Raw genomic sequence first — 21885 nt, 5'->3', positions numbered from 1 at the left:
GTACCGACCGCCGGTGACACCCTGCGTCACACGTCCGGCCCGATCTCTGCGTTGTCCGGGGCATGCGTGCGATTCTCCTCCTGCTCGCGCTCGCCGGCTGCCACGCGGACGCCCCCGAACCCCTCGACCCCGCGCCGGTCGGGCCCGTCGCCGAGGCGCACGCGCCGATCGTCGACCCCGAGCCCGTCGCCGACTCGCTCGCGCGCGGCCCGTACGGATTCTCGCTGGCGCCCGACACGCTCGCGGGGCTCGTCGCCGCCGTCGACACCTCCGCCCGCGGCGTCGAGCTGATCAGTGGGGTGAGCATCTTTCACGGTGGGGAGGTGTCGGCCCAGAGCGGCGAGCGCTGGCAGGGGCTCTACCCGACCGCCGACGGCGTCGAGGTTCGGTCCTTCATTCTCACGGTCGACACCGTCCAGGACCCGCTCCTCGACGACGACGAAGGCCCGTTCACCGGCGTCCGCGTCACGACCCCGTTCAGCACGTTCTGGATGGATGAGGACTTCCCGGCCGACTCCGCGCTGGCGCTCGTCCGCCGCCCCGGAGCCCCGTTCCCCGACGGCCCCGTCCCGACGGCCTTTGTCGGCGCGTGGCCGATCCGGTCGGGCCACCTCTCGCTGGCGCTCGGCGACCACCGCGTGTCGCTCTTGATCGTGGAGGGCCCCGAGGCGATCTGGATGCCGCAGCGCCAGCGGGCCCGCCCCGACCGCGTGCTGCTTCTCGACGACGGCGAGCGCCGCCTGCCGATCAGCGCGATCGTCGGCGGCGACGACGGCCACCCGGCCCTCCTCTGGGCCGGCGATCTCGACGGCGACGGCCGCCTCGACCTGCTCGTCGACGAGTCGAACCACTACAACCTCAGCGCCCCGGCCCTTTTCCTGTCCTCAGCTGCCGGGCCCGGGCAGTTCGTCCGCCGCGTCGCGCGGCACGAGACCGTCGGGTGCTGAGGTGCTACGGGACGACGACGGGCTCGGTCGCCGCCCTGACGAGCCGCCCGGAGACCATGCCCCCCACGCCCTCCGTGCCCCTCGTCCACGTCCCCACGAGCCGGCCGTCGGCACGGGAGCCCTCGACGCGATACCGGACCGGGGCCTCATGAGACGAGCTATTGAGAAGGTCGACGAGGACGGCCTCGCCGCCGCACCCGACGCCGCCGACCGCGGCCCCCTCGACCTCGACGCCGAGCGTGTCCGGGGCCCAGACTCCGTAGAACCCGCCATCCCCGCGGCAGTCCTCCCCCGGAACCACCGCGTCATTCCCGTAGAAGGCCAGCCCCAGCTTCGCGCTGACCTCGGGGACCCCGTCGGACGTGATGAGCATGGCGTGGTACACGTCGTAGGTCGGGTGGTCGAACGGACCGACGACCGGGTCCGCGTCGCACGCGGCGATCAGGGCGAGGAGGGCGAAGCAGGCAAGGGTGCGCATCTGGCCGAGAGGGAATGGGCGTCCCAAAGGCTACGCGGGCGTGCGCATGCAAGGGTAGTCCGATTGCACCCCCTCACGCCGCGGTCGCGCCGGCCGTGAACACGTCCTCGCCGCCCTCGCGAGGGTGCAGCGTCACGATCCCCGCCAGCGCCAGCGTCACCAACGCTTTCGACGCGCGCCACGGCGGCATCTGGTTGAGCTTGGCGTACTCGCGGACGGTGATCCGCTCGTGGCGCTCGAGGTACGCGAGCAGCTTGCGCTCGGGCTCGCCGAACGTGAACGTGACGGCGTCGCCTCGCGCCTCGGCGCGCATCAGCGCCACGGCTTCTTTGGACGCCTCCACGGACTGGTCGGCCACGCGCACGAAGGCGCGCTGCTTGGGCAACGTCCCGTCGGGGCGGCGGTCGGGCTTCAAGACGTGGGGCCGGTCCGGGCTGGCGGGCACGTGGACGACGAGGGCCTCGCGCGTGCGGCTGACGCGGACGGGCTCGAAGCCGAGGTCGACCGGTGGCAGGATCCGGTCCGCGAGTGCTTGCTGGAGCGCGAAGAACTCCTCCTGGGCGTCCTTGACGCCGAGCACGGTCCCGTCGTCATCGACGCCCAGGAGCACCTTGCCGCCGGCCGTGTTCGCGAGCGCGATCACCTCGCGCGCGATCCGCTCGGGCCGGGGCACGCGGTTCTTGAACTCGAGGTGGCGGCCCTCCCCCATCGCCGCGAGTCGCCGGAGGTCGCTGGTGGTCATTGCGGGTGAGGAGTGATCGGTGATGCGTGACGAGTCGGGCGTGCCAAGCCGAGGGTGCATTCCCCTGCAGTCAGCGCCCCGTACCCGTCACGCTTCCGTGCCGTCGAACGCGGGCGTGTCGAAATGCGCGCCTTCCAGTTTGGGATCCCGCTCCATCAGGTGGCCGACCGCGTCGGCGGGCGCGAGCCCCTCGAACAGGATCGCGTACACGGCGTCCGTGATCGGCATCTCGACGCCGTGCCGCTCGGCCAGCGCCTTCACCGACTGCGTCGTCCGCACGCCCTCGACCACCATCGACGAGCGCGCAAGCGCGGCCTCCGCCGACTCGCCCCCGCCGACCCGCTCGCCGAACGCCCGGTTGCGGCTGTGCTGGCTAAAGCACGTCACGACCAAATCGCCCAGGCCCGCCAGCCCGGCGAATGTGTGCGCGTCCGCACCCAGCGCGAGCCCCAGCCGCGTGATCTCGGCCAGCCCGCGCGTCACGAGCGCCGCCTTGGCGTTGTCGCCCAGCCCGAGCCCGTCCGACATCCCGGCGGCGACCGCCATCACGTTTTTGACCGACCCGCCGATCTCGACGCCGACCAGGTCGGTGTTCGTGTAGACGCGGAGCGCGGGCCGCATAAACGCCTGCTGGACGGCTCGCGCCACGCCCTCATCCGGGAACGCGGCGACGACGTTCGTGGGCTTCTCGCGCGCGACCTCCTCGGCGTGGCTCGGCCCGTAGAGCACGCCCACACGCGCCGGGTCGGCGGCCGGCAGCACGTCGCGGAGCACGGCGCTCGTCGTCAGCAGCGTCCCGTTCTCGATGCCCTTGGCGACCGAGGCGATCGTCACGCCGCCCGCGCGGTCCGCCAGCGGTCCCATCACGTCGCGGACGGACTGGCTGGGCACGGCGACCACCCACAGGCCGGCCCCGTCGATGGCGGCGTCGAGGTCGGCGGTGACGCCGATCTCGGTGGGCAGGTCGGCGCCGGGGAGGTAGCGCTCGTTGCGGCGCGTCCGCGCGATCTCGTCGGCGGCCTCGGGGCGCCGCGCCCACAGGCGGACGGGGTGGCGGGGCGCGAGGCTGGCGGCCAGGGCCGTGCCCCAGCTGCCGGCGCCGAGCACGGCGATGGGTGTCGGAGTCATGACGGCAGGATAAGAAGCGGCGGGAGCGGATCGGCTGGCGCGAGCGAAGGAGCGCAAGCAAGCGGAGAACGGAGTGAACCGCTGGCGCATCCCTCCGCTCTACTGCCACCGCTGGCTTCGCCGACCTGGCGGTTGCGCTCAAGGCGGGAGAGCTGTCCCCCTTTTCCCAAGGGGACAGTCCGCGCGGCGTGGTGCCATTCGGGCGAGACTTCTCCAATGCTGGCGCCAGCCCCGCTCGCGAAGCGCCGCGCGGACGGGGGGATCTGCCGAGCGCAAGCGCCCCCTGCGAGAGCCGTTCCGACGGGTCCGCAGCATCGGGCACCGCCACGACACGCGCCCGCCTATAGCCTGCCCCCCAGCTCGACGGCCACCGTCACCGAAAAGTCGGCGGCGCCCACCGACGCCCAGAAGGCCCGCCCGGCCGCGTTCGCCGCCAGCACGCCCGCGCGGAGCTGGGTCGCCCCCTCGGCCCGGCCCCACGCCGCCGCCGCCTCGACGAGCGCCCGCGCGTGGCCCTGGCCCCGCGCCTCGGGCCGCACATAGAGGTCGTCGACGTGGACGAGCAGGTGCGGGCGGTACGTCGGCGCGGGCTCGTAGAGGTGCGCCGTGATCAGCCCGACCGAATCGCTGGTGGCGGTCTCCTGGGCAAAAAACACGCGGCTGGCGTCGCTGCGGACCCAGTCGCGCAGGCTCGTCCGCCACCGCGCCGCCGCGTCGTCGGCGAGCCGGTAGCGCGGGTCGAGCGACTCGTGCTCGTCGTGGAGCGCCTGCCACAGCGCCAGCGCCGCGTCGAGGTCGGCCGATCGGGCTTGGCGGATCACCCGAGGCGGCCCTCGGCGTGGAGCAGCTCGGCGTTCAGGATCGCGCCGCCGGCCGCGCCGCGGACGGTGTTGTGGGAGAGCACGACCAGCTTGACGCCGAGCACGGGGCAGTCCTGGATGCGGCCGACCGTGACCGTCATCCCGCCGCCGGCCTGGACGTGGAGGCGCGGCTGGGGCGAGGCGGGGTCGTCGGTGACCACGATGGGGCGCTCGGGCGCCGTCGGCAGGTCGCGGCCCGCCAGCGGGCTCGTCCAGTCGCGGAGCGCGGCCGACACGTCCGCCGCCGACGGGTTGCCCGCCAGCCGCAGCGAGACCGCTTCGAGGTGGCCGTCCACGACGGGCACGCGATGGCACTGGGCCGAGACGACCACGTCCGCCATCTCGACGCCGTCGGGCCCCAGCGTGCCGAGCAGCTTGCGGCTCTCGGTCGCCAGCTTCTCCTCCTCCCCACCGATGTAGGGGACCACATTCCCGAGCGCGTCGAGCGACGCGACGCCGGGGTAGCCCGCCCCGCTCAGCGCCTGCATCGTGACGACGTGCGCGGCCTCGACGCCGAACGCGTCGTGCAAGGGCTTGAGCGCGAGCACCAGCCCGACCGTCGAGCAGTTTGGGTTCGTGACGATGTAGCCGTCGCCCCACGTCTGGCGGTCGACCAAGGCGAGGTGGTCGGGGTTGACCTCGGGGATGAGGAGCGGGACCGTCGGGTCCATCCGGAAGTTGCGGGCGTTCGAGACGACCGCGTAGCCGCGCCGTGCAAAGTCGGCCTCCACGTCGCCGGCCACGCTCGCGTCGAGCCCGGAGAACACGACGTCGGCGTCGGGCGCCGCGTCCACGGACTCCACGACCAAGTCGCCGATCCGGTCGGGCATCGGGGAGGCCTGCACCCAGTTGGCGGCCTCGCGGTACGGCTTGCCCGCCGAGCGCTCCGAGGCGACGACGGAGACGACCTCGAAGAGGGGGTGGTCGGCGAGCAAGCGGACGAACGTCTGGCCGACGGCGCCGGTGGCGCCCAGGATGGCAGCGCGGAGCATGGGACGGGGGTCGAGAGGGCTGAAAGGTGCGCGCAGCGGGGGCCGGACGCCAGCCGGCCGGGGAGAAGAAGGGAGGAGGAGCAGAGGCGAAGACGATCCAGAGCGGACCGGCAACGCTCAGCGGGCGGCCGCAGCTCGGCGCCTTCCCGGCTAGACCCTCCTTGCCTCCCGTCCTCTTCTCCTCCCCTCCTCTTCCCGTTCGCCCATCCCGCCGCCGTCCCGCTAGCTTGGCGGCGGTCCCCCATTCCAAAACCGATGGCTCAGATCCTCGACGGCCGCGCCGTCGCCGCCGATGTCCGCGCCGAGGTCGCCGAGGGCGCCGACGCCTTCGCCAAGGCGCACGGCCGCGCCCCCTCGCTGCGCGTCGTGCTCGTCGGCGACCACCCCGCCAGCGCCTCGTACGTCCGCGCCAAGGCGAAAGCCGCCGGCGAAGCCGGCATCGACGCCGAGACGCTCTCATTTCCCGAGAGTCTGGCGCAAACCGACCTGCTAGCGACGATCGCCGCGCTCAACGCCGACGACGGCGTCGACGGGATCCTGGTCCAGCTCCCGCTCCCCGACCACGTCGACGAGGGCGCCGTCATCCGGGCCATCGACCCGGCCAAGGACGTCGACGGGTTCCACCCCGAGAACGTCGGGCGCCTCGTCCTCGGCGAGGAGACGCTGCTGCCGTGCACGCCCGCCGGGATCGTCGAGCTGCTCGTCCGCGCCGGGATCCCGACGGCCGGCGCGCACGCCGTCGTCGTGGGCCGGAGCAACATCGTCGGCAAGCCGATGGCGAGCCTGTTCCTGCGGCGCGGGACCGACGCGACCGTCACGGTCTGCCACAGCCGCACGGCCGACCTGGGCGCCATCACGCGCCAGGCCGACATCCTGGTCGCCGCGATCGGTCGCCCGGCCTTCGTGACGGCCGACATGGTCAAGCCCGGCGCCGCCGTCATCGACGTGGGCATCAACCGCGTCGACGACGCGCGCCGCGAGCGGGGCTACCGGCTCGTCGGCGACGTGGCCGACGACGTCGGATCCGTGGCCGGATGGCTGACGCCCGTGCCCGGCGGCGTCGGCCCGATGACGATCGCGATGCTGCTGGCGAACACCCTCGAGGCCGCCCGCCGCCGCGCCTGATGCAGCCCGCCGCCCTCGACTCCACGGCCGCCGCCGACTCGCTCGCACAGGACTCCCTTGCGCGAGCCGCCGCCGACTCGTCGGTCGTCGACACGACGCAGGGCCTAGGACGGCTCGGCCGCGACCTGGAAGTGGCGACCGACGCGCTCGCGGAGGGCCGATGGGAGGCCGCCATCGAAGGCGTGCTCGACGCCGTCGGTGGGTTCCTGCTGGACGGGCTGCTGCCCGCCGTCGTCGTCGGGCTGTTTTTCTACGTCGTCTACCGGGTCTCCCACAGCGTGCTCCGCCGCGCGATGGGCCGCTCGCGCCGCGTCGACGCGGGCATCGAGCAGCTTGTGCTGCGGGCCCTGCGCGGGACGTTCGCCGTGCTCGCCGCCGTCGCCGTCCTCGACAAGCTGGGCATTGCCGTGGCGCCGCTCATCGCCGGGCTCGGCATCGCCGGCGTCGCCCTCGGGTTCGCCGCCCAGGACACCGTCCAGAACCTGATCGCGGGCGTGACCATCCTGCTCGACCGCCCGTTCGCCGTCGGCGACAACATCGAGCTCGACGACACCTTCGGGACCGTCGAGGAGATCACGCTCCGCACGACGCGGCTCCGGACCCTCAACAACGAGATGGCGATCTTGCCGAACGCGAACGTCATCTCGAACAAGGTCATCAACCACTCGATGCTGCGCGCGCTCCGCGTCGTGGTGCCGTTCGGGATCGCGTACAAGGAGAGCCCGTCCGCCGCGCGCGCCGTCGTCCTCGCGCTCGCCGAGGGCGACAGGCGGATCCACCCGGACTACGCGCCGGCCGTCGTGGTGACGGAGCTCGGCGACTCGTCGGTCAACATGGAGCTACGGCTCCACCTGCGCGACCCCAAGATCGAGGTGCCGATCCGGTTCGAGTACCAGGAGAAGGTGTTCGAGGCGCTCCGCGCGGCCGGCATCGAGATCCCGTTCCCGCACCTCCAGCTGTTCATCGACGAGGCGAAGGCGTTCGAGGGCACGCGGCTCCTCGGGCCCGGAGAGCCGCCGGCCTCCGAACCGACGGCCCAGCCCTAGCCGGCGAGGGCCGGGTCGTACCGCGCGGTCCCCACGACATCCGCCAGGGCGCCCGGGGTCAGCTCGGCGACCATGAACGCCTCGGTCGGCGCGCCGTACTCGTCGGCGATCCCGTAGCGGGCGGCGGGCTCAAACCCGAACCGGGGGTAGTACGTCGGGTGGCCGAGCACGAACACGGCGCCGACGCCCGACCGGCGGCACCACGCCAGCGCGTGCCGGACGAGGGCCGACCCGACCCCGCTCCGCTGCACCTCCGGCGCCACCGCCATCGGCGCCAGCCCGAGGGCGGTCAGCCCCGGCGCCGGCGGGTCGAGCGTGACCCGGCTCAGCGCCAGGTGCCCGACGACATCGCCGCCGGCCTCCGCGACGAACGCGGCGTAGTCGGCGGCCCGGTCGCGGATGCGGTCGACGAGGGCCGCCTCGTCGTCGCGCCCGAACGCGGCCCGCGTCAGCGCGCGGACCGCCGGCCCGTCGGCGGGCGTCTCCGGGCGGATCTGGCGTGCGCGCGGGCCCATCGGCCCGCTACCGTACGATCTCGGTCTCCCAGCTCGGCAGCGAGACCTCGCCCGTCACGTCGGAGTGGAGCAGGTCGTACTGGTCGGACGAGAAGCGGTCCACGAAGACGAAGATGGAGCGGCCCTCGCCGGGGATGTTGTCGTAGTACCAGACCTCGTGGGGGTAGGCGTCGGCCTCGAAGATGCGGCGGTCGATCTCGGTCGGCGGGCCGTAGGTGAGGTAGATCCGGCCGCGGTCGGTCCGGTAGGGCTCCTTGCCGAACTCGGAGAACCGCTGCTCGACAAGCCGGAGCCGGTCGTAGAAAGCGCGCCGGGCCTCGTTCGAGCGCGGGATGCCGTCGGTGTCGCGGGCCGCCCAGAAGTTGGTCAGGAAGCGGCGGCGGTCGTCGTCGGTCACGATCGCGTCGATCTGCGCCTGCTCGCGCGCCGTCGAGATTACGCGGGCGTGGCGCACGTTGAGCTCCAGCTCCTCCTCGCCCATCGCCGCGAACAGCGTCTCCTCGTAGGTCATGTCGCCCGCGAGCGACTCGGGCCGCTCCACGTCGGGGTTGATGATGAAGAACCGCTTGGACTGCTCGGCGACCGCCTCGTTCGCCGCGTCGAGCGCGACCAAGCGCAGGAAGTAGATCCCGCTCGGCAGGTCGCCCACGTCGATCTGGCCCACGACCACGTCGACGGGCCGGACGGCGCGCGTGGCCCGGCGCTCGTGGCCGGCGATCGCGGAGCCGCCAATGCTCTCCGACACGAACGACAGCAGCGTGTACTCGTCGCCGGCCGTCGGCGGCTCGTAGACCTCGGCGTAGTACGAGACGGCCCCGCGCGTGCCGCCGTAGAACGCGTCGGGGTTGGGGCGGACCACCAGCCCGCTCTTCCACATCGGGTGCGCCGTGTCGGTCGAGCGCTGCACGTCGGACGCGAGCTGGACGGCCGAGATCGCCGTGCCGCCGTCGGCCGCGTAGTCGGGCACGGCCAGCTCGAGCAGCGCCCGGACCTCGCTCTCCCCTTCGGGCGCAACGGCCACCTCGATCTCATAGGCGCCGGGCGCGACGGCCATCCGCATCTGCTCGACGAAGACCTGTCCCGAGCCGATCATCGACGTGTCGGCGAGCGCGTAGGCGAAGTCGTACGTCTCGTCGATGATGGGCGCCGCGGCGCCGGCCGGGGCCCCCTGCGAGACGGTCCGGACCTGGACGTGGACGGGGATCGAGGCCACCAGGCCGCTGTCGGTCCGCACGAACGGGAGCGACTCGGCGCGGAGCGAGAGGTACAGCTCGACGAGCGACTGGTCGTCGGTGTAGCGGAACGTCGCGGCGTCGGGCCGGAAGACGACGGCCGAAGACGCCGAGGAGACGGCGGGGGCGGGCTGCTGGGCCGAGGCCGGGGCAGCGAGGACGAGGGCGGCAAGCGCCGCGAGCGCGGAAAAACGGAGCATACGGGGCGGGTTGGGAGACGCCCACACGGAACGGGCGGGGCGAAGATAACGTGCGTCCCGGGCGACCCCGGATCCGCCCGGGTGCCCCGTCGGGTATCTTTCCGCCCTTCGCAGGCGCCGGCGCGTCCCCTTTCCGGAAGCGCTTCCTGAACTCCCCCCGACGATGAACGCCCCCGACCCCGTCCTCCGCCACCTCGCCGAGCTCGGCCTCGACCGCACCCAGACGGTCTACTACAACCTCCCGCCGGCCCGGCTCGTGGAGCTGTCCGTCCGCCGCGGCGAGGGCCGCCTGACCGCCGGCGGCCCGCTCGCGACGCGGACCGACCCGCACACCGGCCGCTCCCCCAACGACCGCTTCGTGGTCGAGGAGCCCTCGTCGGCCGACGACGTCGCCTGGGGCGCCACCAACCGGCCGATCTCCGAAGGCGCCTTCGAGCGCATCCACGGCGCGATGACGCGCTACGCGACGGGCCGCGACGTTTTCGTGCGCGACTGCTACGCCGGCGCCGACCCGCGCTACCGCGTCCGCGTCCGCGTGATCACCGAGAAGGCGTGGCACTCGATGTTCGCCTACAACATGTTCCTGCGCCCGGCGACCGTCGAGGAGCTCGAGGACTTCGAGCCCGACTACACGGTCCTCGACCTGTGCGACTTCAAAGCGACCGACCAGGTCAACGAGGAGCTCAACTCGTCGACGTTCGTGCTCTTGCACCTCGGGCGCGGGCTGGTCCTGATCGGCGGGACGAACTACGCGGGCGAGATCAAAAAGTCGATCTTCTCGGCGCTCAACTACGTGCTCCCCGGCAAGGGCGTCCTCCCGATGCACTGCTCCGCGAACGAGGCCGTCGGCGGCGGCAACACGGCCGTCTTCTTCGGGCTCAGCGGGACCGGCAAGACGACGTTGTCGGCCGACGCCAGCCGCGTGCTCATCGGCGACGACGAGCACGGCTGGAGCGACGAGGGCGTGTTCAACTTCGAGGGCGGCTGCTACGCCAAGGCCATTCGCCTCTCCCCCGAGGGCGAGCCCGAGATCTACGCGACGACCCAGGAGTTCGGGACGCTCGCCGAGAACGTGGCGCTCACGCCCGACCGCGAGATCGACTTCGACGACGCGACGATCACCGAGAACACGCGTCTCTCGTACCCCATCTACCAGATCCCCAACGCCAGCGACGACGGGATGGGCGGCGTGCCCGAGACGGTCGTCTTCCTGACCGCCGACGCGTTCGGCGTGCTCCCCCCCATCTCGCGGCTCACGCCCGATCAGGCGCAGTACCACTTTTTGAGCGGCTACACGGCCAAGGTGGCCGGGACCGAGCGCGGCGTCACCGAGCCCAAGGCGACCTTTTCGGCCTGCTTCGGCGAGCCGTTCATGGTGCTCCACCCGACCCGCTACGCCGAGATGCTGGGCGAGCGCGTGGCCCAGAGCGGCGCCCGCGTCTTCCTCGTCAACACCGGCTGGACGGGCGGGCCGTACGGCACGGGCAACCGCATGAAGCTGGCCTGGACGCGGCGGATGGTCAACGCCGCGCTCGCGGGCGAGCTCGACGACGCCGAGACGACGACGGAGCCCGTCTTCGGGCTGGCCGTCCCGACCGCCATCGAGGGCGTCCCGGACGCCGTGCTCCAGCCCCGCAAGACGTGGGACGACTCGGCCGCGTACGACGCCAAGGCCCGACAGCTCGCCGACATGTTCGCGGAGAACTTCGAGAAGTACCGCGAGCAGGCCTCCGAGGCCGTCTGCGCCGCCGGCCCCACGAAGGAGGTCGCCTAGCGATGCCGGCGCGGGGCGACGCCGTCCCGCGCCGGGTCGTGCTCGACACGTGCGTGCTCGTCGCCGCCGGGTTCCGGCCCGATTCGGCGTCGGGCCGGCTGGCGCAAGCGGTCCGCGCGGGGCGCCTGCTCGCGCTGTGGAGCCCGGCGACGCGCGCCGAGGGGCTCGCCGTCCTGGGCCGCATCCCGCCGCTGCGCGGCCTCGACCCCGACGGGCTCTTTCCGCCCGCAGGCCGCATCGACGGGCCTCTCGCGTCGGACCGCTACCCCTCTATCCCTGGGGAGACCGACCGCCGGTTCGCCGCGCTCGCGGACGCCCACGGCGCCGTGCTGGTCACGCTCGATGCGCCGCTGCTCGACGGCGCGCTGGCGCACGGCCTCGACGCGCGACGGCCCTCCCAGATCACGCGCTGAGCGCGGCCAGGATCACCGCCAACACGGACCCGCCCACGATCAAGGTCATCGAGTACACCGCGACCAGCACGCTCGTTTTGACGATGGACTTGATCCAGCCCTGTCCGTACACGCGCTTGATGGTGACGAGGTAGTACATCGGCAGCACGACGCCGATCAGGAGCGCCGACAGCACGCTCACTGGCGAGTTGTCGCTATCCGTCGGGAACGCCGTCAACAGCAGCGCGATGACGGTGAACATCACGAACGTGAAGGCGTGCGTGTGCAAGCCCAGCACCAAGTGCTCGGAGTAGTACCACCCGCGCCGGACGTAGAGGATTTTGAGGAGGAGCGCGAACAGCGGGAGCATCAGGAACAGCACGATGGGCACCTTGCCGATCGAGCTCCGCGCGAGGTCCGTGCCCGCTTGCGCCTGCTCCTCAGGGGTCCGTGCCTCTCGGAGCTCCTGCAATGGCCGGGCGTCGTTCAGCCACCCGGGCGCGTTGACGTTGATGTCGTTGTCGGAGCCAACCACGAGGACGGAGGCTTGGAACAGATCCTTCGTATCAATAAGGCTGTCAGGGGGGAACGCAGCCGCCTGGGCCCGCTGCCACTCCAAGCGCTGATTATCGAGCGAGCCGTCGGCGCTCCGGGCATCGTCGAGCGCGTCGTCGAGATCGTCCACCAAGTCGGCGAGCCCGTCCTCGGCGTCGGCGCGCAGCGAGTCCGGCGCGGTCTCGACCGCCGCGCGCGCGCTGTCGGCGGCGGCCTGCAGCGAGTCCGCGAGCGCCACGAGCTCGGCCACTTCGACGGCCTCCTCCGCCAGCCGTCCGTCGAGAAAGTCGACGTAGGCGGCGGCGGTGACGGTCGTGTCGGACATGGCCGGGCCGCCCCGCCAGTCGGCCTGGATCCGCCCGATGGGGTCGAGCAGCTGGAGCAGGAAAAAGAACAGGAGCGTCGCCGAGAGGTAGATCCGCAGCGGGCGGAGGTAGCGCTTGCGGCGGCCCGCCAGGAAGTCGCGCGTGAGCGTCCCCGGCTTGAAGACTAGCGCGAACAGCGTGCGCCAGACGCGGCCGTCGACGCCGAAAAACTCGACGAGCGACTGGGCCAGAAACCGGTGGAGCGGAATCCGCAGCGGCTGGTCGATCTGTCCGCACGCGGCGCAGTACGGGCCCGTCAGGGGCGCCGCGCAGTTGTGGCAAGTCGGCGAGCCGGACCGGGGCGCGCGGCGCGGCTCCTCGTCGTCGGCGAGCGCGGCGGCGGCGGCAAAGACGTCGAAATCGGACACGAGGCGCGTGGCGGGGCGGGCGGCAACCTACGGGGCTGGCGCTGGCCCAGTTACGAGTCCGCCCGGCGGTCGCGCGCGAACGTCGTCGTCCGCTCCTCCTCGAACCGCCCGGCCTCGGCGTCGAACCGGCGCTCGGCGACGCAGAACGTGTCGGCCTCGACGGTCACCACGTTGTAGAAGTTGGCGGCCCGGTCCTCGCCCCGGCCCCGGTTCGAGGTCGCCGTGCCCGCGCTCGCGATCACGATCCGGTGGCTGTCGGCGTCGCCGGTCGGGTTCAGCTCGACCGGCGCGACGTGGCTGCGGTGGAGGTGGCCGCACAGGATGAGGTCGACGCGCGCGCGCTGGGCGGCGTCGAGCGCGCGCCGGGCGCCGCGCGAGACGTCGTGGTCGCCGAGCCCCTCCAGCAGCAGCAGGTGGTGGTGCAGCGTGAGCACGCGGAACGCGCCGGCGGGCTGGCGCGCGAAGAACGCCTCCATCTCGTCGACGTGCTCCTCGCGGATCCGCCCGCCCTTGATAGTCAGCCCGTGCGCCGAATTGAGGCCGAACACCGCCAACCCGGGCGCCGTGAACGCCGGCGTGTCGTCCTCCGTGATGTGCTGCCGGAACCGCTTGGACGAGCGCCAGACCCGCTCGAACGGGTTGTGCCACCACGCGCGGACGTCGTGGTTGCCGGGCACGACGATCGTCGGCGCGTCGATGGCGTCGAGCATCGCCCGCGCCGCCCGGTACTCGCGCGTCCGCGCCCGCTGCGTCAGGTCGCCCGAGACGACGACCAGGTCGTGCCCCGCCGCATTGACCTCCCCGACAATCGCGTCGACCACGCGCTCGTCGGAGATGCGGCCAAAGTGGATGTCGGAAAGGTGCGCGAGCGTCGGCATGGAGCGGGGCGAGCGGCGAGGGCGCGGGCCCCCATGCCTACGCTAGACCAGCATCAGTGAGGGCGACTCGAGCATGGCCTTCACGTCCCCCAGGAAGGCGGCCCCGCTGGCGCCGTCGACGACGCGGTGGTCGCAGGACAGCGTGAGCGTCATCACCTGGCCCGGCACGACGGCGCCGTCCTTGACGACCGGAACGTCGCGGATCGCGCCAATCGCCAGGATGCAGGCGTTCGGCGGGTTGATGATGGCCGTGAACTCGGAGATCCCGAACATGCCGAGGTTCGAGGTCGTGAACGTCGAGCCGCTGTACTCGGCCGGGTCCAGCTTGCCGTCGCGCGCGCGGCCCGCGAGCTCGCGCGTCTCGGCGGCGATCGCCGCGAGCCCCTTGCGGTCGGCGTCGCGGACGACGGGCGTGATGAGTCCCTCGGGCATGGCGACCGCGACCGCCACGTGCGCGCCGTCGTGCTGGCGGATGACGCCCTCGTCTTCGAGGTAGCTCGCGTTCACCATCGGGTGGCGCCCGAGCGCGACGGCCGAGGCCTTCGTGATGAGGTCGTTGTACGACACCTTCGCCAGCCCCTGCGCCTCGGTCAGCGCGTTGATGTCGCCGCGGAAGGCGATCGCCGTCGACATGTCGACGTCGACGGTCAGGTAGAAGTGCGGCGCAGTGAACTTGCTCTGCGCGAGCCGCTTGGCGATCGTCTTGCGCATCTGGGTGATGCGCACGTCCTGGCCGCCGGCCGAGACGGGCTGCGCGGCGGACGCGGGCGCCTTGGTGGGCACCGGGGCCGGGGCGCTGGCGGCGGGCGCCTTCGCTTGGGCCGTCCCCGCGAGCGCGGCCTCGACGTCGCGCTTAACGACGCGGCCGTCCGGGCCGGAGCCCTGTACGGTCGCGAGGTCGAGGCCGCCCTCTGTGGCCATGCGGCGCGCCAGCGGCGAGGCCTTGACGCGGTCGCCGTCGGCGCTGCTCGCGGCGGGCGTCGCGGACGGCGCGGCGCCGTCGCCGCCGACGGGCTGGACGCTCGGCGCGGGCGCGTCGATGGCTTCGGCGACGGGCGCGATCCCGTCGAGCCCGGCCGGCGCGGCGTTCCCCTCATCCGTCGCGGGCGGGGCCGCCTGGACCTCGGCCGCGTCGCCGGCGGCGCCGTCGCCGCCGTACTGGCCGATGACGTCATCGGCGCTCTCGCCCTCCTTGCCGAGCACGGCGATCAGCGCGCCGATCGGGACCGAGTCGCCCTCACCGACGACGCGCTTGAGCAGCACGCCGTCGTCGTAGACCTCGAGGTCCATGGTCGCCTTGTCGGTCTCGACCTGGGCGATCACGTCGCCGGCGGACACGGAGGCGCCCTCCTCGGCCAGCCACGCGACGAGGACGCCTTCCTCCATCGTGTCGCTCATCTTGGGCATTTCAACGGCGATGGCCATAGCGGGGGAAGGGTTGAGGGTGAGGGGTAAAGGGGGGGCAGGATGGCAAGGCGGCGTGGGTCTGGGCAGCGCCCATCACCCATCACCCTTTACTCATCACACATACAGCGTCTTCTTGACGGCCTCGATGACGCCGTCGACCGACGGCATCCAGGCTTCGATGAGGTTCTTGGCGTACGGCGCGGGGACGTCCTTGGCGGTCACGCGCTCGACCGGGGCGTCGAGGTAGCCGAAGCACTCGCGCTGGATCTGGAAGCCGACCTCGGCCGCGATCCCGCCGAACGGCTGGCTCTCGTCGACGATCACCAGGCGGTTCGTCTTCTTGACCGAGTCGACGACGGCCCCGATCGGGAACGGGCGGATCGTGCGGGGGTCGATGACGGTCGCCTCGATGCCCTGCTTCGCCAGCTCCTCGGCGGCGTCCATCGCCAGCCAGTAGCTCTTGGAGTGGGCCACGATCGTCACGTCGTCCCCCTCGCGCGCGATGCGCGCCTCTCCGATCGGGATGATGTAGTCCTCGGCGTCCGACACCTCGCCGCGCAGGCCGAACATCAGCTCGGACTCCAGAAACAGGACGGGGTCGTCGTCGCGGATCGAGGCCTTGAGCAGGCCCTTGGCGTCGTCGGGGTTCGAGGGCGCCACGATCTTCAAGCCCGGCACGTTCGAGTACAGGGCCTCGACCGAGTTGGAGTGCGTCGCGCCGAGTTGGCCGGCGGCGCCGTTCCCGCCCCGGAAGACGATCGGGACCTTGGCCTGGCCGCCCGACATGTAGCGGACCTTGGCGGCGTTCGAGACGATCTGGTCGAACGCCACGAACGTGAAGTTCCACGTCATGAACTCGACGATCGGCCGGAGCCCCATGATCGCGGCGCCGATGCTCAGCCCGGCAAAGCCGGCCTCGGAGATGGGCGTGTCGATGATGCGCTTGGGCCCAAACTGGTCGAGCATCCCCTGCGACACCTTGTAGGCGCCGTCGTACTCGGCGACTTCCTCGCCGATGAGGTACACGTTCTCGTCGCGCTCCATCTCCTCCACCATCGCGGCGCGGAGGGCTTCTCGGTACTGCAGGTCGGCCATGTCTTGGGTTAAATGTGCGGGCGTGGACGGTCGGGGGACGTGGCGCCTGGACAGGAGCGGTCGTGCCTCAACCGGTCTACTCGACGATCGGGACGCCGTCTTCCGAATACACGTCCTCGTACATCGTCTCGATGCCGGGGAGCGGGCTGTTCTCGGCGAACTCGACGGCCTCCATGACCTCGGCCTTGACCGTCTCGTCGATGGCGTCGAGCTGCTCCTCGGTCGCGAGGTCGTTGTCGAGGAGGTACGTCTTGGTGCGGATGATGGGGTCCTCGTTCTTCTTGGACTCCATCTCCTCCTTCGTCCGGTACTTCTGCGGGTCCGACATCGAGTGCCCGCGGTAGCGGTACGTCTGGACCTCGACGAAGTACGGCTTGGTCTGGCCGTCGGTCGCGCCGCGGGCGTCGTCGGCGATCTCCTTAAAGGCGCCGTAGACCTCGAACAGGTCCATCCCGTCGATGACGGCGGCCGGCATGCCGTAGGGGTAGGCCTGCTTGTAGAGCTCGGCGTCGCCGCGCGAGCGCTCGATCGAGGTGCCCATCGCGTACGCGTTGTTCTCGACGATGATGAGCACGGGCACGTCGTAGAGCGCCGCCAGGTTGGTGGCCTCGTGGAAGGCGCCCTGGTTGATGGCGCCGTCGCCGAAGAAGGCCATCGCGACGCCGCCGGTCTCCTTGTACTTGCACGCGAAGCCCATCCCGACGCCGACCGGGATCTGGCCGCCGACGATGCCATGCCCGCCGTAGAAGTGCTTCTCGACGTCGAAAAAGTGCATCGAGCCGCCCTTGCCGCGCGAGCACCCGTCGATCTTGCCGAACAGCTCGGCCATGCCGGACTCGGAGCTCATCCCGCGCGCCAGCGCCAGCCCGTGGTCGCGATACGCGGTGATGATGGGGTCGTCGGGGCGCGTGCCCCAGACGGCACCGGTCGAGACGGCCTCCTGGCCGATGTAGAGGTGCAGGAAGCCCGCGATCTTCTGGCGGCCGTACATCTGCGCCGCGCGCTCCTCGAAGCGCCGCTGCAGCAGCATGTTCTCGTACATCGCCAGCACGTCGTCGGCGCTCAGGCCCAGCGACTCGTGGGTGTGGCCGCTGTCGCGGTAGATGCGGACGTCGGGGACGGCGGGCGTGAAGTCGGACGCGCCGTTGCCAGCGGCCGTCTTCGCCGCGGCCTTGCGGGCCGGGGCCTTTTTCGCGGGAGCCTTCTTCTTAGCGGTCGTGCCGGCCATCGGGCGTCGGGGGGGTGCGTGAGGCGAACCGCCGGCGCCCGGGCGGGATCCGGCGGCGAGCCGAAAGCTACCGCCGCCAACGGGGCCCCGGCGGGCGGGCGTCGCCATCCTCGCCGTCTCATCACGCAGCGACGGTCCGGCGCCCGCGGCGCCCGCGGTATCCTCACGCCGTGCCCGACGTGTTCCTCTCCCCCCCCGCCGGCGACGTGGTCGTCGTGGTGCCGACCTTCAACGAGGCCGGCACGATCGACGCGATCGTGGACGCCGTGCTCGCGCTCGACGGCGACCTCTCGGTCTTGGTCGTCGACGACGGCTCGCCCGACGGGACGGCCGACCTGGTCGACGCGCGCCGCCAGCAGGCGCCCGACCGCGTCGGGCTGCTCCGCCGCGAGGGAAAGCTGGGGCTCGGGACGGCGTACCTCGCCGGTTTTCGCCACGCGCTGGCGGCCGGGTTCGACTACGTCTGCGAGATGGACGCCGACTTCTCGCACAACCCGAACGACCTCCCGCACCTGATTTCGGCGTGCCGCGAGGGCGCCGACGTCGCCATCGGGAGCCGGTACGTCGACGGCTTGCGTGTTTTGAATTGGCCGCTCGGGCGGCTCGTGCTGAGCTACGGGGCGGGCGTCTACACGCGGCTGATCACGCGGCTGCCGATCCGCGACGTGACGGCCGGCTTTAAGTGCTTCCGCCGCGCCGTGCTCGAGGCCATCCCCTTCGACCGCGTCCGCTCGAACGGCTACTCGTTCCAGATCGAGATGAACTACCGCGCGTGGCGGCGCGGCTTCCGGCTCGTCGAGGTGCCGATCGTGTTTACGGAGCGGAGCGAGGGCGAGTCGAAGATGAGCGGGGCCATCGTGCGCGAGGCGATGGGCAAGGTGTGGGAGCTCCGCGCCCGCGCGCTGTTCGGCCGGCTGTAAAAGAGCGGGGAACGGAGAAAGAGGAACGGGCAGTCGGGGTCCCCAGGTCGGCCCTCTGCCCGTTCCCAGTCCCCCGTTCCTCACTCACTCGATCGCCTTCCACTGCTCGGTCTGCCGCGCGAGCACGGCGGCCGGGTCGAGGTCCGGCGCCAGCACGGCTTCGGAGACGCGCTCCATCCGGGCGCCCTGGGAGCCCTTGACGAGCACGGCGTCGCCCGAGCCGAGCCCGAGGCGCCCGTCGCGCACCGCCAGCGCGGCGTCGTGCGACGACGCGAACAACTCGAGCTGCTGGCGCTCGCCGTCGGCCAGCGCGGCGACGGCGCGGCCCATGATCGTGTACGGAGACTCAACGGCCCAGACGCGGTCGGCCTGCTGAAGAGCGTGGCGCAGGACGGCGACGTGCTCCTGGACTTCCGATTCGCCCAGTTCCAGCATGTCGCCCAGGATGGCGGTGCGCCGCTCGGCGTCCAGCCCCGCCAGCACGTCGAGCGCCGAGCGCGTGGCGTCGGGCGAGGCGTTGTAGGTGTCGTCCACGAGCGTGCTGCCCCCCCGGCCGGGCAGCTTGCGCAAGCGGCCCTTTTCGGACTCGATGGCCTCCAGGCCGCGCGTGATCGTCGCATCGTCCATCTCGAAGGCGCGGCCGACGGCGGTCGCCAGCATCGCCGTGTAGACGGCGTGGTCGCCCAGGATCGGGAGGTCGGCGGTCACGTGCTCCGGGCGCACGTCGCACTCCGACGAGGTCCCGTAGAGCACGACGGATCCGGCCGTCACCGACGCCATGCGCCGCGCGCGGTCGTCGTCGCCGTTGAGGACGGCCGTCCCGTCGGCGTCGAGGGCGCGGACGATCTCGGACTTTTCGCGCTCGACGCCGTCCAGGCTCCCCAGCGTTTCGAGGTGGACGCCGCGCACATTCGTGACCACGCCGACGGTCGGCGGGAACGCGGCGCAGAGCTCTTTGATGTCGCCCGACAGCCGGGCGCCCATCTCCAGAACGAGGACGGTCTCGGGCGTGAGATCGGCGTTGAGCAGCGTCAGCGACAGCCCGAGCGGCGTGTTCTTGTTGCCCTCGGAGCCCTTAACGGTGAACGCCTGCGACAGCACGGCCACGACCGCCGTCCGCGCCGTCGTCTTGCCCACGCTCCCCGTGATGGCGACCGTTCGGCAGCCCAGCTGGCGGACCCGGGTCGACGCCAGGGCGACCAGGTGGTCGATGCTGCTGGCGACCTCCGTCACGTCCACGTCCGCGGGCGCCTCGACGGGCTCTTCGACGATGAGGGCCGCCGCGCCCTTTGCGAGCGCCTGGGGGACGAAGGCGTGGCCGTCGTGTGTCTCGCCACGGATGGCGACGTAGGTGTCGCCGGGCTGGAGCGTGCGGGTGTCGGTCGAGAAGGCCATGGGCGCGAGGATGGGGCCGGGCCTACTCGCCATGGCGCAGTCGGGGTCCACGCACCGGACCACCCCCTCCCTGACTTCCCCACCCCCAAGGCGTCCTAGAAGCGGGGCCTGTACGAGGGACGAACGTCGCAGGAAGAATCCAAACCTCGTACGCACTCCCTGCCCAATTCCTACTCACGTCCAGTTCGCCGATGCCCGTCCCTCGCTCCTTTACCTGCCATGGAGACCCGACGACTTGCAGGCCTGGTGCTGCTCACCCTGGTGATCACCCCCTTCGCCTCCGCCCAGCACCGGGTCACAGTGGAGCAGGTCTTGGAGCAAGAGCGGCGCTGGGGCGATGTGCTCGCCGCCATCCGGAGCGGCCGCATCACGACGCTGGAACGAGGCCGCGACCCCTGGCTCGACCAGCCCGGGCCCGGCATTCGTGTGGTTCGGCCGACCAGCCCACTCCGGACGACAGGCGCCTTCTTCGATATCCTGGAGGTGCGGTGGGAGTCCCGCGGTCTCGACCTCGACGCCACCATCGACCTCATCTGCCCGGATCAGCCTGCCCTCGCGCTGGAGACGGCGGTCCCGAACACCGGGTACGCCAAGGTCCATCCGAACTATCGGGCCATTGAGCCCCCTCCCCCGCCTGACGACATCTTTCCCTACGTGACCTCGTGGGATCCGCTCGTGCCAGATTGCCGGATTCGCGCTGCGGTGACGGGCCAGCCGGACGTGAGCGGGTCGAATACCTCGGCCTAGACGTCGGACGGGGTCCCGACCGAGGCGCGGACGGTGGCGAGCCCCATGGCGGGGTTCGGCGTGGCGGCTTAGACCACCGCGTCCGAGATCACCATCAAGAGGCTATCTCTATCGAGGTTACTGTGGCTTGGTTGTCGGCCAGACGCCCCGGGAGCGAGAGGGACAGCAAGTTCTGGAGGATAAATGTCTCATCATCAATACTTTAACCACCCGCCCTGGTCGTCCCCCTCCCCTTGCCTTGTCCAGCCATGAGACTGACCCTTCCCCTCGCCTTAGGCCTCGTTCTTGTTCTCGCCGCGTGCGACCAGGCCGCCGGCCCCGACGTCTCGGTTGCGGACGCAGACGGGACCATCGCGTTCGCCCGCCCTGCCCCCCCGTCGCCCGTGGCGAGCTACGACTTTAACGGGTTGACGGGCAACGACACCCATCCCTACGTCACCATCGGTGGCCAGGACAACTGGACCACGGAGGGCTTCCCCTTCAGCTCATTCTACGTGGGCGTCTCCGAGACCTTCGGGTTCGACGGTACGCCCGCACCTCGGTTTTCCCGAGCCGGCCCGGGGTATGGCGCCGACGCCTCCCGCGTCAGCGACGGCGCGTTCTCGATTCCATCCTTCGACGGATCCGAGACTCACGCTCTCCTTGAGGTTGAGATGGGCGGGACGTGCTGGGGCACGCAGTTCGCGCTCGGCCACGACTCGGGCGGCGACGGTGCCGTCCGGCGCTACACCCCCCTCGAGGTCGGCCCCCAGATCGTCGTCCGGGGCGGATGCATCCCGCTCGTGAGCGTGATCGAGGCCGGGGGGACGGGGAGCGTTGACGTCCCGCGTTCGGCTGTCGGTCCGGGGACGTGGGTTCGGATGCGTCTCGTCATGGACCTCGCCGCGAACGGTGGTGCGGGCACGGCCGACGCCTATTACCGCAACCTCTCCGACGGTGACCCCGCGTTCCAGCCCGTGCCTGCGCTCCAGGGCGTCCCGCTCGGGCTCGTGCCGGGCACGGGGGACGGCCGTGACCCCTCGGCGTGGGACGCGATGTGGTTCCACTTCGAGGGCGCCAACTCCACGCTCGACAACATCCGCGCAGCGCCGGACGCCCGTGTGGCCGATGCGTACGACATCATGGCCGCCGTCGAGGCGCTGGGGTCGTTGAACCAGGGTCAGAAGAACGCGCTGACTTCCAAGCTTCGGAACGTGATCGCCAAGCTGGAGCGGGGGAAGGAGCGTCCAGCGATGAACCAGCTCGGGGCGTTCGTCAATCAGGTCGAGGCGTTCGTTCGGAGTGGGCGGCTCACTGCGGCCGAGGGCGACCCGCTCTTGGCCGCAGCTGAGGCCATCGCTTCCCTCTGAGAGGTAGTGCCCAGTGGTTCCCCCGTTTCGAACCAGAGGCGGGGGAACCACCGGAAAGGCACAGAGCTCGCTGACGGCCTGACCACGAGCGGGGCCGCCTCTTCGTTGGGACGGCCCCGCCGTTGTAGCCGGCATTTCTCACTTCCG

General features: G+C 71.5%; 21 protein-coding genes. 8 read left to right on the top strand and 13 right to left on the bottom strand.

The window, feature by feature from the left end; translation table 11 throughout:
* Positions 1 to 62: 62 nt before the first annotated feature.
* Entirely contained in the window at positions 63 to 947 is an 885-nt protein-coding gene (locus ACLIRP_RS04760) for a hypothetical protein (RefSeq protein WP_412062814.1), read from the top strand.
* Between the two features lie 4 nt (positions 948 to 951).
* On the opposite strand, the gene ACLIRP_RS04755 is transcribed toward ACLIRP_RS04760, so the two are convergent.
* The 5 genes from ACLIRP_RS04755 to asd form a co-directional block, all read right to left on the bottom strand.
* Complete coding sequence (locus ACLIRP_RS04755; protein WP_412062813.1) at positions 952 to 1425, bottom strand: hypothetical protein; 474 nt, start codon at positions 1423 to 1425, stop codon at positions 952 to 954.
* A gap of 73 nt (positions 1426 to 1498) precedes the next feature.
* Complete coding sequence (locus tag ACLIRP_RS04750) at positions 1499 to 2167, bottom strand: helix-turn-helix domain-containing protein (RefSeq protein WP_412062812.1); 669 nt, start codon at positions 2165 to 2167, stop codon at positions 1499 to 1501.
* A gap of 87 nt (positions 2168 to 2254) precedes the next feature.
* On the bottom strand, positions 2255 to 3295 hold the full coding sequence (locus ACLIRP_RS04745) for an NAD(P)H-dependent glycerol-3-phosphate dehydrogenase (protein WP_412062811.1): 1041 nt from the start codon (positions 3293 to 3295) through the stop codon (positions 2255 to 2257).
* A 341-nt stretch (positions 3296 to 3636) separates the two neighbouring features.
* Complete coding sequence (locus ACLIRP_RS04740; protein ID WP_412062810.1) at positions 3637 to 4116, bottom strand: N-acetyltransferase family protein; 480 nt, start codon at positions 4114 to 4116, stop codon at positions 3637 to 3639.
* Complete coding sequence (gene asd / locus ACLIRP_RS04735) at positions 4113 to 5147, bottom strand: aspartate-semialdehyde dehydrogenase (protein WP_412062809.1); 1035 nt, start codon at positions 5145 to 5147, stop codon at positions 4113 to 4115. Before asd ends, ACLIRP_RS04740 begins: the two co-directional genes overlap by 4 nt.
* A 255-nt stretch (positions 5148 to 5402) precedes the next feature.
* Between asd and folD the strand changes: the two genes are divergently transcribed.
* A complete protein-coding gene (folD, locus tag ACLIRP_RS04730; RefSeq protein ID WP_412062808.1) occupies positions 5403 to 6272 on the top strand; it encodes a bifunctional methylenetetrahydrofolate dehydrogenase/methenyltetrahydrofolate cyclohydrolase FolD in 870 nt (289 codons plus the stop codon).
* The gene (locus ACLIRP_RS04725; protein ID WP_412062807.1) at positions 6272 to 7318 is read left to right on the top strand and encodes a mechanosensitive ion channel family protein; all 1047 of its coding nucleotides are present in this window, start codon (positions 6272 to 6274) and stop codon (positions 7316 to 7318) included. Before folD ends, ACLIRP_RS04725 begins: the two co-directional genes overlap by 1 nt.
* Here the strand turns inward: ACLIRP_RS04725 and ACLIRP_RS04720 are convergent.
* On the bottom strand, positions 7315 to 7833 hold the full coding sequence (locus ACLIRP_RS04720; RefSeq protein WP_412062806.1) for a GNAT family N-acetyltransferase: 519 nt from the start codon (positions 7831 to 7833) through the stop codon (positions 7315 to 7317). The genes ACLIRP_RS04725 and ACLIRP_RS04720 overlap by 4 nt on opposite strands.
* A gap of 7 nt (positions 7834 to 7840) precedes the next feature.
* Complete coding sequence (locus ACLIRP_RS04715; RefSeq protein ID WP_412062805.1) at positions 7841 to 9265, bottom strand: GWxTD domain-containing protein; 1425 nt, start codon at positions 9263 to 9265, stop codon at positions 7841 to 7843.
* Between the two features lie 163 nt (positions 9266 to 9428).
* Between ACLIRP_RS04715 and pckA the strand changes: the two genes are divergently transcribed.
* Together pckA and ACLIRP_RS04705 are read left to right on the top strand one after the other, a co-directional pair.
* Entirely contained in the window at positions 9429 to 11039 is a 1611-nt protein-coding gene (pckA, locus tag ACLIRP_RS04710) for a phosphoenolpyruvate carboxykinase (ATP) (protein ID WP_412062804.1), read from the top strand.
* A 2-nt stretch (positions 11040 to 11041) separates the two neighbouring features.
* A complete protein-coding gene (locus ACLIRP_RS04705; protein ID WP_412062803.1) occupies positions 11042 to 11452 on the top strand; it encodes a putative toxin-antitoxin system toxin component, PIN family in 411 nt (136 codons plus the stop codon).
* Here ACLIRP_RS04705 and ACLIRP_RS04700 read toward each other — a convergent pair.
* From ACLIRP_RS04700 to pdhA, 5 genes are all read right to left on the bottom strand, one after another.
* Complete coding sequence (locus ACLIRP_RS04700; RefSeq protein WP_412062802.1) at positions 11442 to 12719, bottom strand: DUF3667 domain-containing protein; 1278 nt, start codon at positions 12717 to 12719, stop codon at positions 11442 to 11444. The two genes, ACLIRP_RS04705 and ACLIRP_RS04700, sit on opposite strands and share 11 nt — an antisense overlap.
* Before the next feature lie 50 nt (positions 12720 to 12769).
* Entirely contained in the window at positions 12770 to 13597 is an 828-nt protein-coding gene (locus ACLIRP_RS04695) for a metallophosphoesterase family protein (RefSeq protein WP_412062801.1), read from the bottom strand.
* A gap of 42 nt (positions 13598 to 13639) precedes the next feature.
* On the bottom strand, positions 13640 to 15022 hold the full coding sequence (locus ACLIRP_RS04690; protein ID WP_412062800.1) for a pyruvate dehydrogenase complex dihydrolipoamide acetyltransferase: 1383 nt from the start codon (positions 15020 to 15022) through the stop codon (positions 13640 to 13642).
* Positions 15023 to 15118: 96 nt separating this feature from the next.
* Complete coding sequence (locus tag ACLIRP_RS04685; RefSeq protein WP_412063691.1) at positions 15119 to 16153, bottom strand: pyruvate dehydrogenase complex E1 component subunit beta; 1035 nt, start codon at positions 16151 to 16153, stop codon at positions 15119 to 15121.
* 22 nt (positions 16154 to 16175) lie between these two features.
* Positions 16176 to 17327 carry a pyruvate dehydrogenase (acetyl-transferring) E1 component subunit alpha gene (gene pdhA / locus ACLIRP_RS04680; protein WP_412062799.1) on the bottom strand — a complete coding sequence of 384 codons (1152 nt, stop codon included), beginning with the start codon at positions 17325 to 17327 and terminating at the stop codon, positions 16176 to 16178.
* A 170-nt stretch (positions 17328 to 17497) separates the two neighbouring features.
* On the opposite strand from pdhA, the gene ACLIRP_RS04675 reads away from it, so the two are divergent.
* Complete coding sequence (locus ACLIRP_RS04675; RefSeq protein WP_412062798.1) at positions 17498 to 18247, top strand: polyprenol monophosphomannose synthase; 750 nt, start codon at positions 17498 to 17500, stop codon at positions 18245 to 18247.
* An 84-nt stretch (positions 18248 to 18331) separates the two neighbouring features.
* Here ACLIRP_RS04675 and ACLIRP_RS04670 read toward each other — a convergent pair whose 3' ends face one another.
* On the bottom strand, positions 18332 to 19642 hold the full coding sequence (locus tag ACLIRP_RS04670) for a UDP-N-acetylmuramoyl-tripeptide--D-alanyl-D-alanine ligase (protein ID WP_412062797.1): 1311 nt from the start codon (positions 19640 to 19642) through the stop codon (positions 18332 to 18334).
* 246 nt (positions 19643 to 19888) lie between these two features.
* Here ACLIRP_RS04670 and ACLIRP_RS04665 point away from each other — a divergent pair, with 246 nt between their 5' ends.
* Both ACLIRP_RS04665 and ACLIRP_RS04660 read left to right on the top strand, forming a co-directional pair.
* Positions 19889 to 20389: a hypothetical protein gene (locus tag ACLIRP_RS04665; RefSeq protein WP_412062796.1), complete on the top strand. Its 501-nt coding sequence runs from the start codon at positions 19889 to 19891 to the stop codon at positions 20387 to 20389.
* 248 nt (positions 20390 to 20637) lie between these two features.
* Positions 20638 to 21738, top strand: a complete 1101-nt coding sequence (locus tag ACLIRP_RS04660) for an FIMAH domain-containing protein (protein ID WP_412062795.1) — start codon at positions 20638 to 20640, stop codon at positions 21736 to 21738.
* Positions 21739 to 21885 lie beyond the last annotated feature (147 nt).

This window comes from Rubrivirga halophila, from assembly GCF_046845755.1.
Lineage (GTDB): Bacteria > Bacteroidota > Rhodothermia > Rhodothermales > Rubricoccaceae > Rubrivirga.
This window is presented reverse-complemented; position numbering and strand designations above follow the sequence as displayed.

Coding starts and splice junctions, on each gene's coding strand:
- ACLIRP_RS04755 (WP_412062813.1), bottom strand. CDS start 1,425: ATGCGCACCCTTGCCTGCTTCGCCCTCCTCGCCCTGATCGCCGCGTGC.
- pdhA (WP_412062799.1), bottom strand. CDS start 17,327: ATGGCCGGCACGACCGCTAAGAAGAAGGCTCCCGCGAAAAAGGCCCCG.
- ACLIRP_RS04745 (WP_412062811.1), bottom strand. CDS start 3,295: ATGACTCCGACACCCATCGCCGTGCTCGGCGCCGGCAGCTGGGGCACG.
- pckA (WP_412062804.1), top strand. CDS start 9,429: ATGAACGCCCCCGACCCCGTCCTCCGCCACCTCGCCGAGCTCGGCCTC.
- asd (WP_412062809.1), bottom strand. CDS start 5,147: ATGCTCCGCGCTGCCATCCTGGGCGCCACCGGCGCCGTCGGCCAGACG.
- ACLIRP_RS04715 (WP_412062805.1), bottom strand. CDS start 9,265: ATGCTCCGTTTTTCCGCGCTCGCGGCGCTTGCCGCCCTCGTCCTCGCT.
- ACLIRP_RS04695 (WP_412062801.1), bottom strand. CDS start 13,597: ATGCCGACGCTCGCGCACCTTTCCGACATCCACTTTGGCCGCATCTCC.
- ACLIRP_RS04720 (WP_412062806.1), bottom strand. CDS start 7,833: ATGGGCCCGCGCGCACGCCAGATCCGCCCGGAGACGCCCGCCGACGGG.
- ACLIRP_RS04725 (WP_412062807.1), top strand. CDS start 6,272: ATGCAGCCCGCCGCCCTCGACTCCACGGCCGCCGCCGACTCGCTCGCA.
- ACLIRP_RS04705 (WP_412062803.1), top strand. CDS start 11,042: ATGCCGGCGCGGGGCGACGCCGTCCCGCGCCGGGTCGTGCTCGACACG.
- ACLIRP_RS04660 (WP_412062795.1), top strand. CDS start 20,638: ATGAGACTGACCCTTCCCCTCGCCTTAGGCCTCGTTCTTGTTCTCGCC.
- ACLIRP_RS04670 (WP_412062797.1), bottom strand. CDS start 19,642: ATGGCCTTCTCGACCGACACCCGCACGCTCCAGCCCGGCGACACCTAC.
- folD (WP_412062808.1), top strand. CDS start 5,403: ATGGCTCAGATCCTCGACGGCCGCGCCGTCGCCGCCGATGTCCGCGCC.
- ACLIRP_RS04690 (WP_412062800.1), bottom strand. CDS start 15,022: ATGGCCATCGCCGTTGAAATGCCCAAGATGAGCGACACGATGGAGGAA.
- ACLIRP_RS04760 (WP_412062814.1), top strand. CDS start 63: ATGCGTGCGATTCTCCTCCTGCTCGCGCTCGCCGGCTGCCACGCGGAC.
- ACLIRP_RS04750 (WP_412062812.1), bottom strand. CDS start 2,167: ATGACCACCAGCGACCTCCGGCGACTCGCGGCGATGGGGGAGGGCCGC.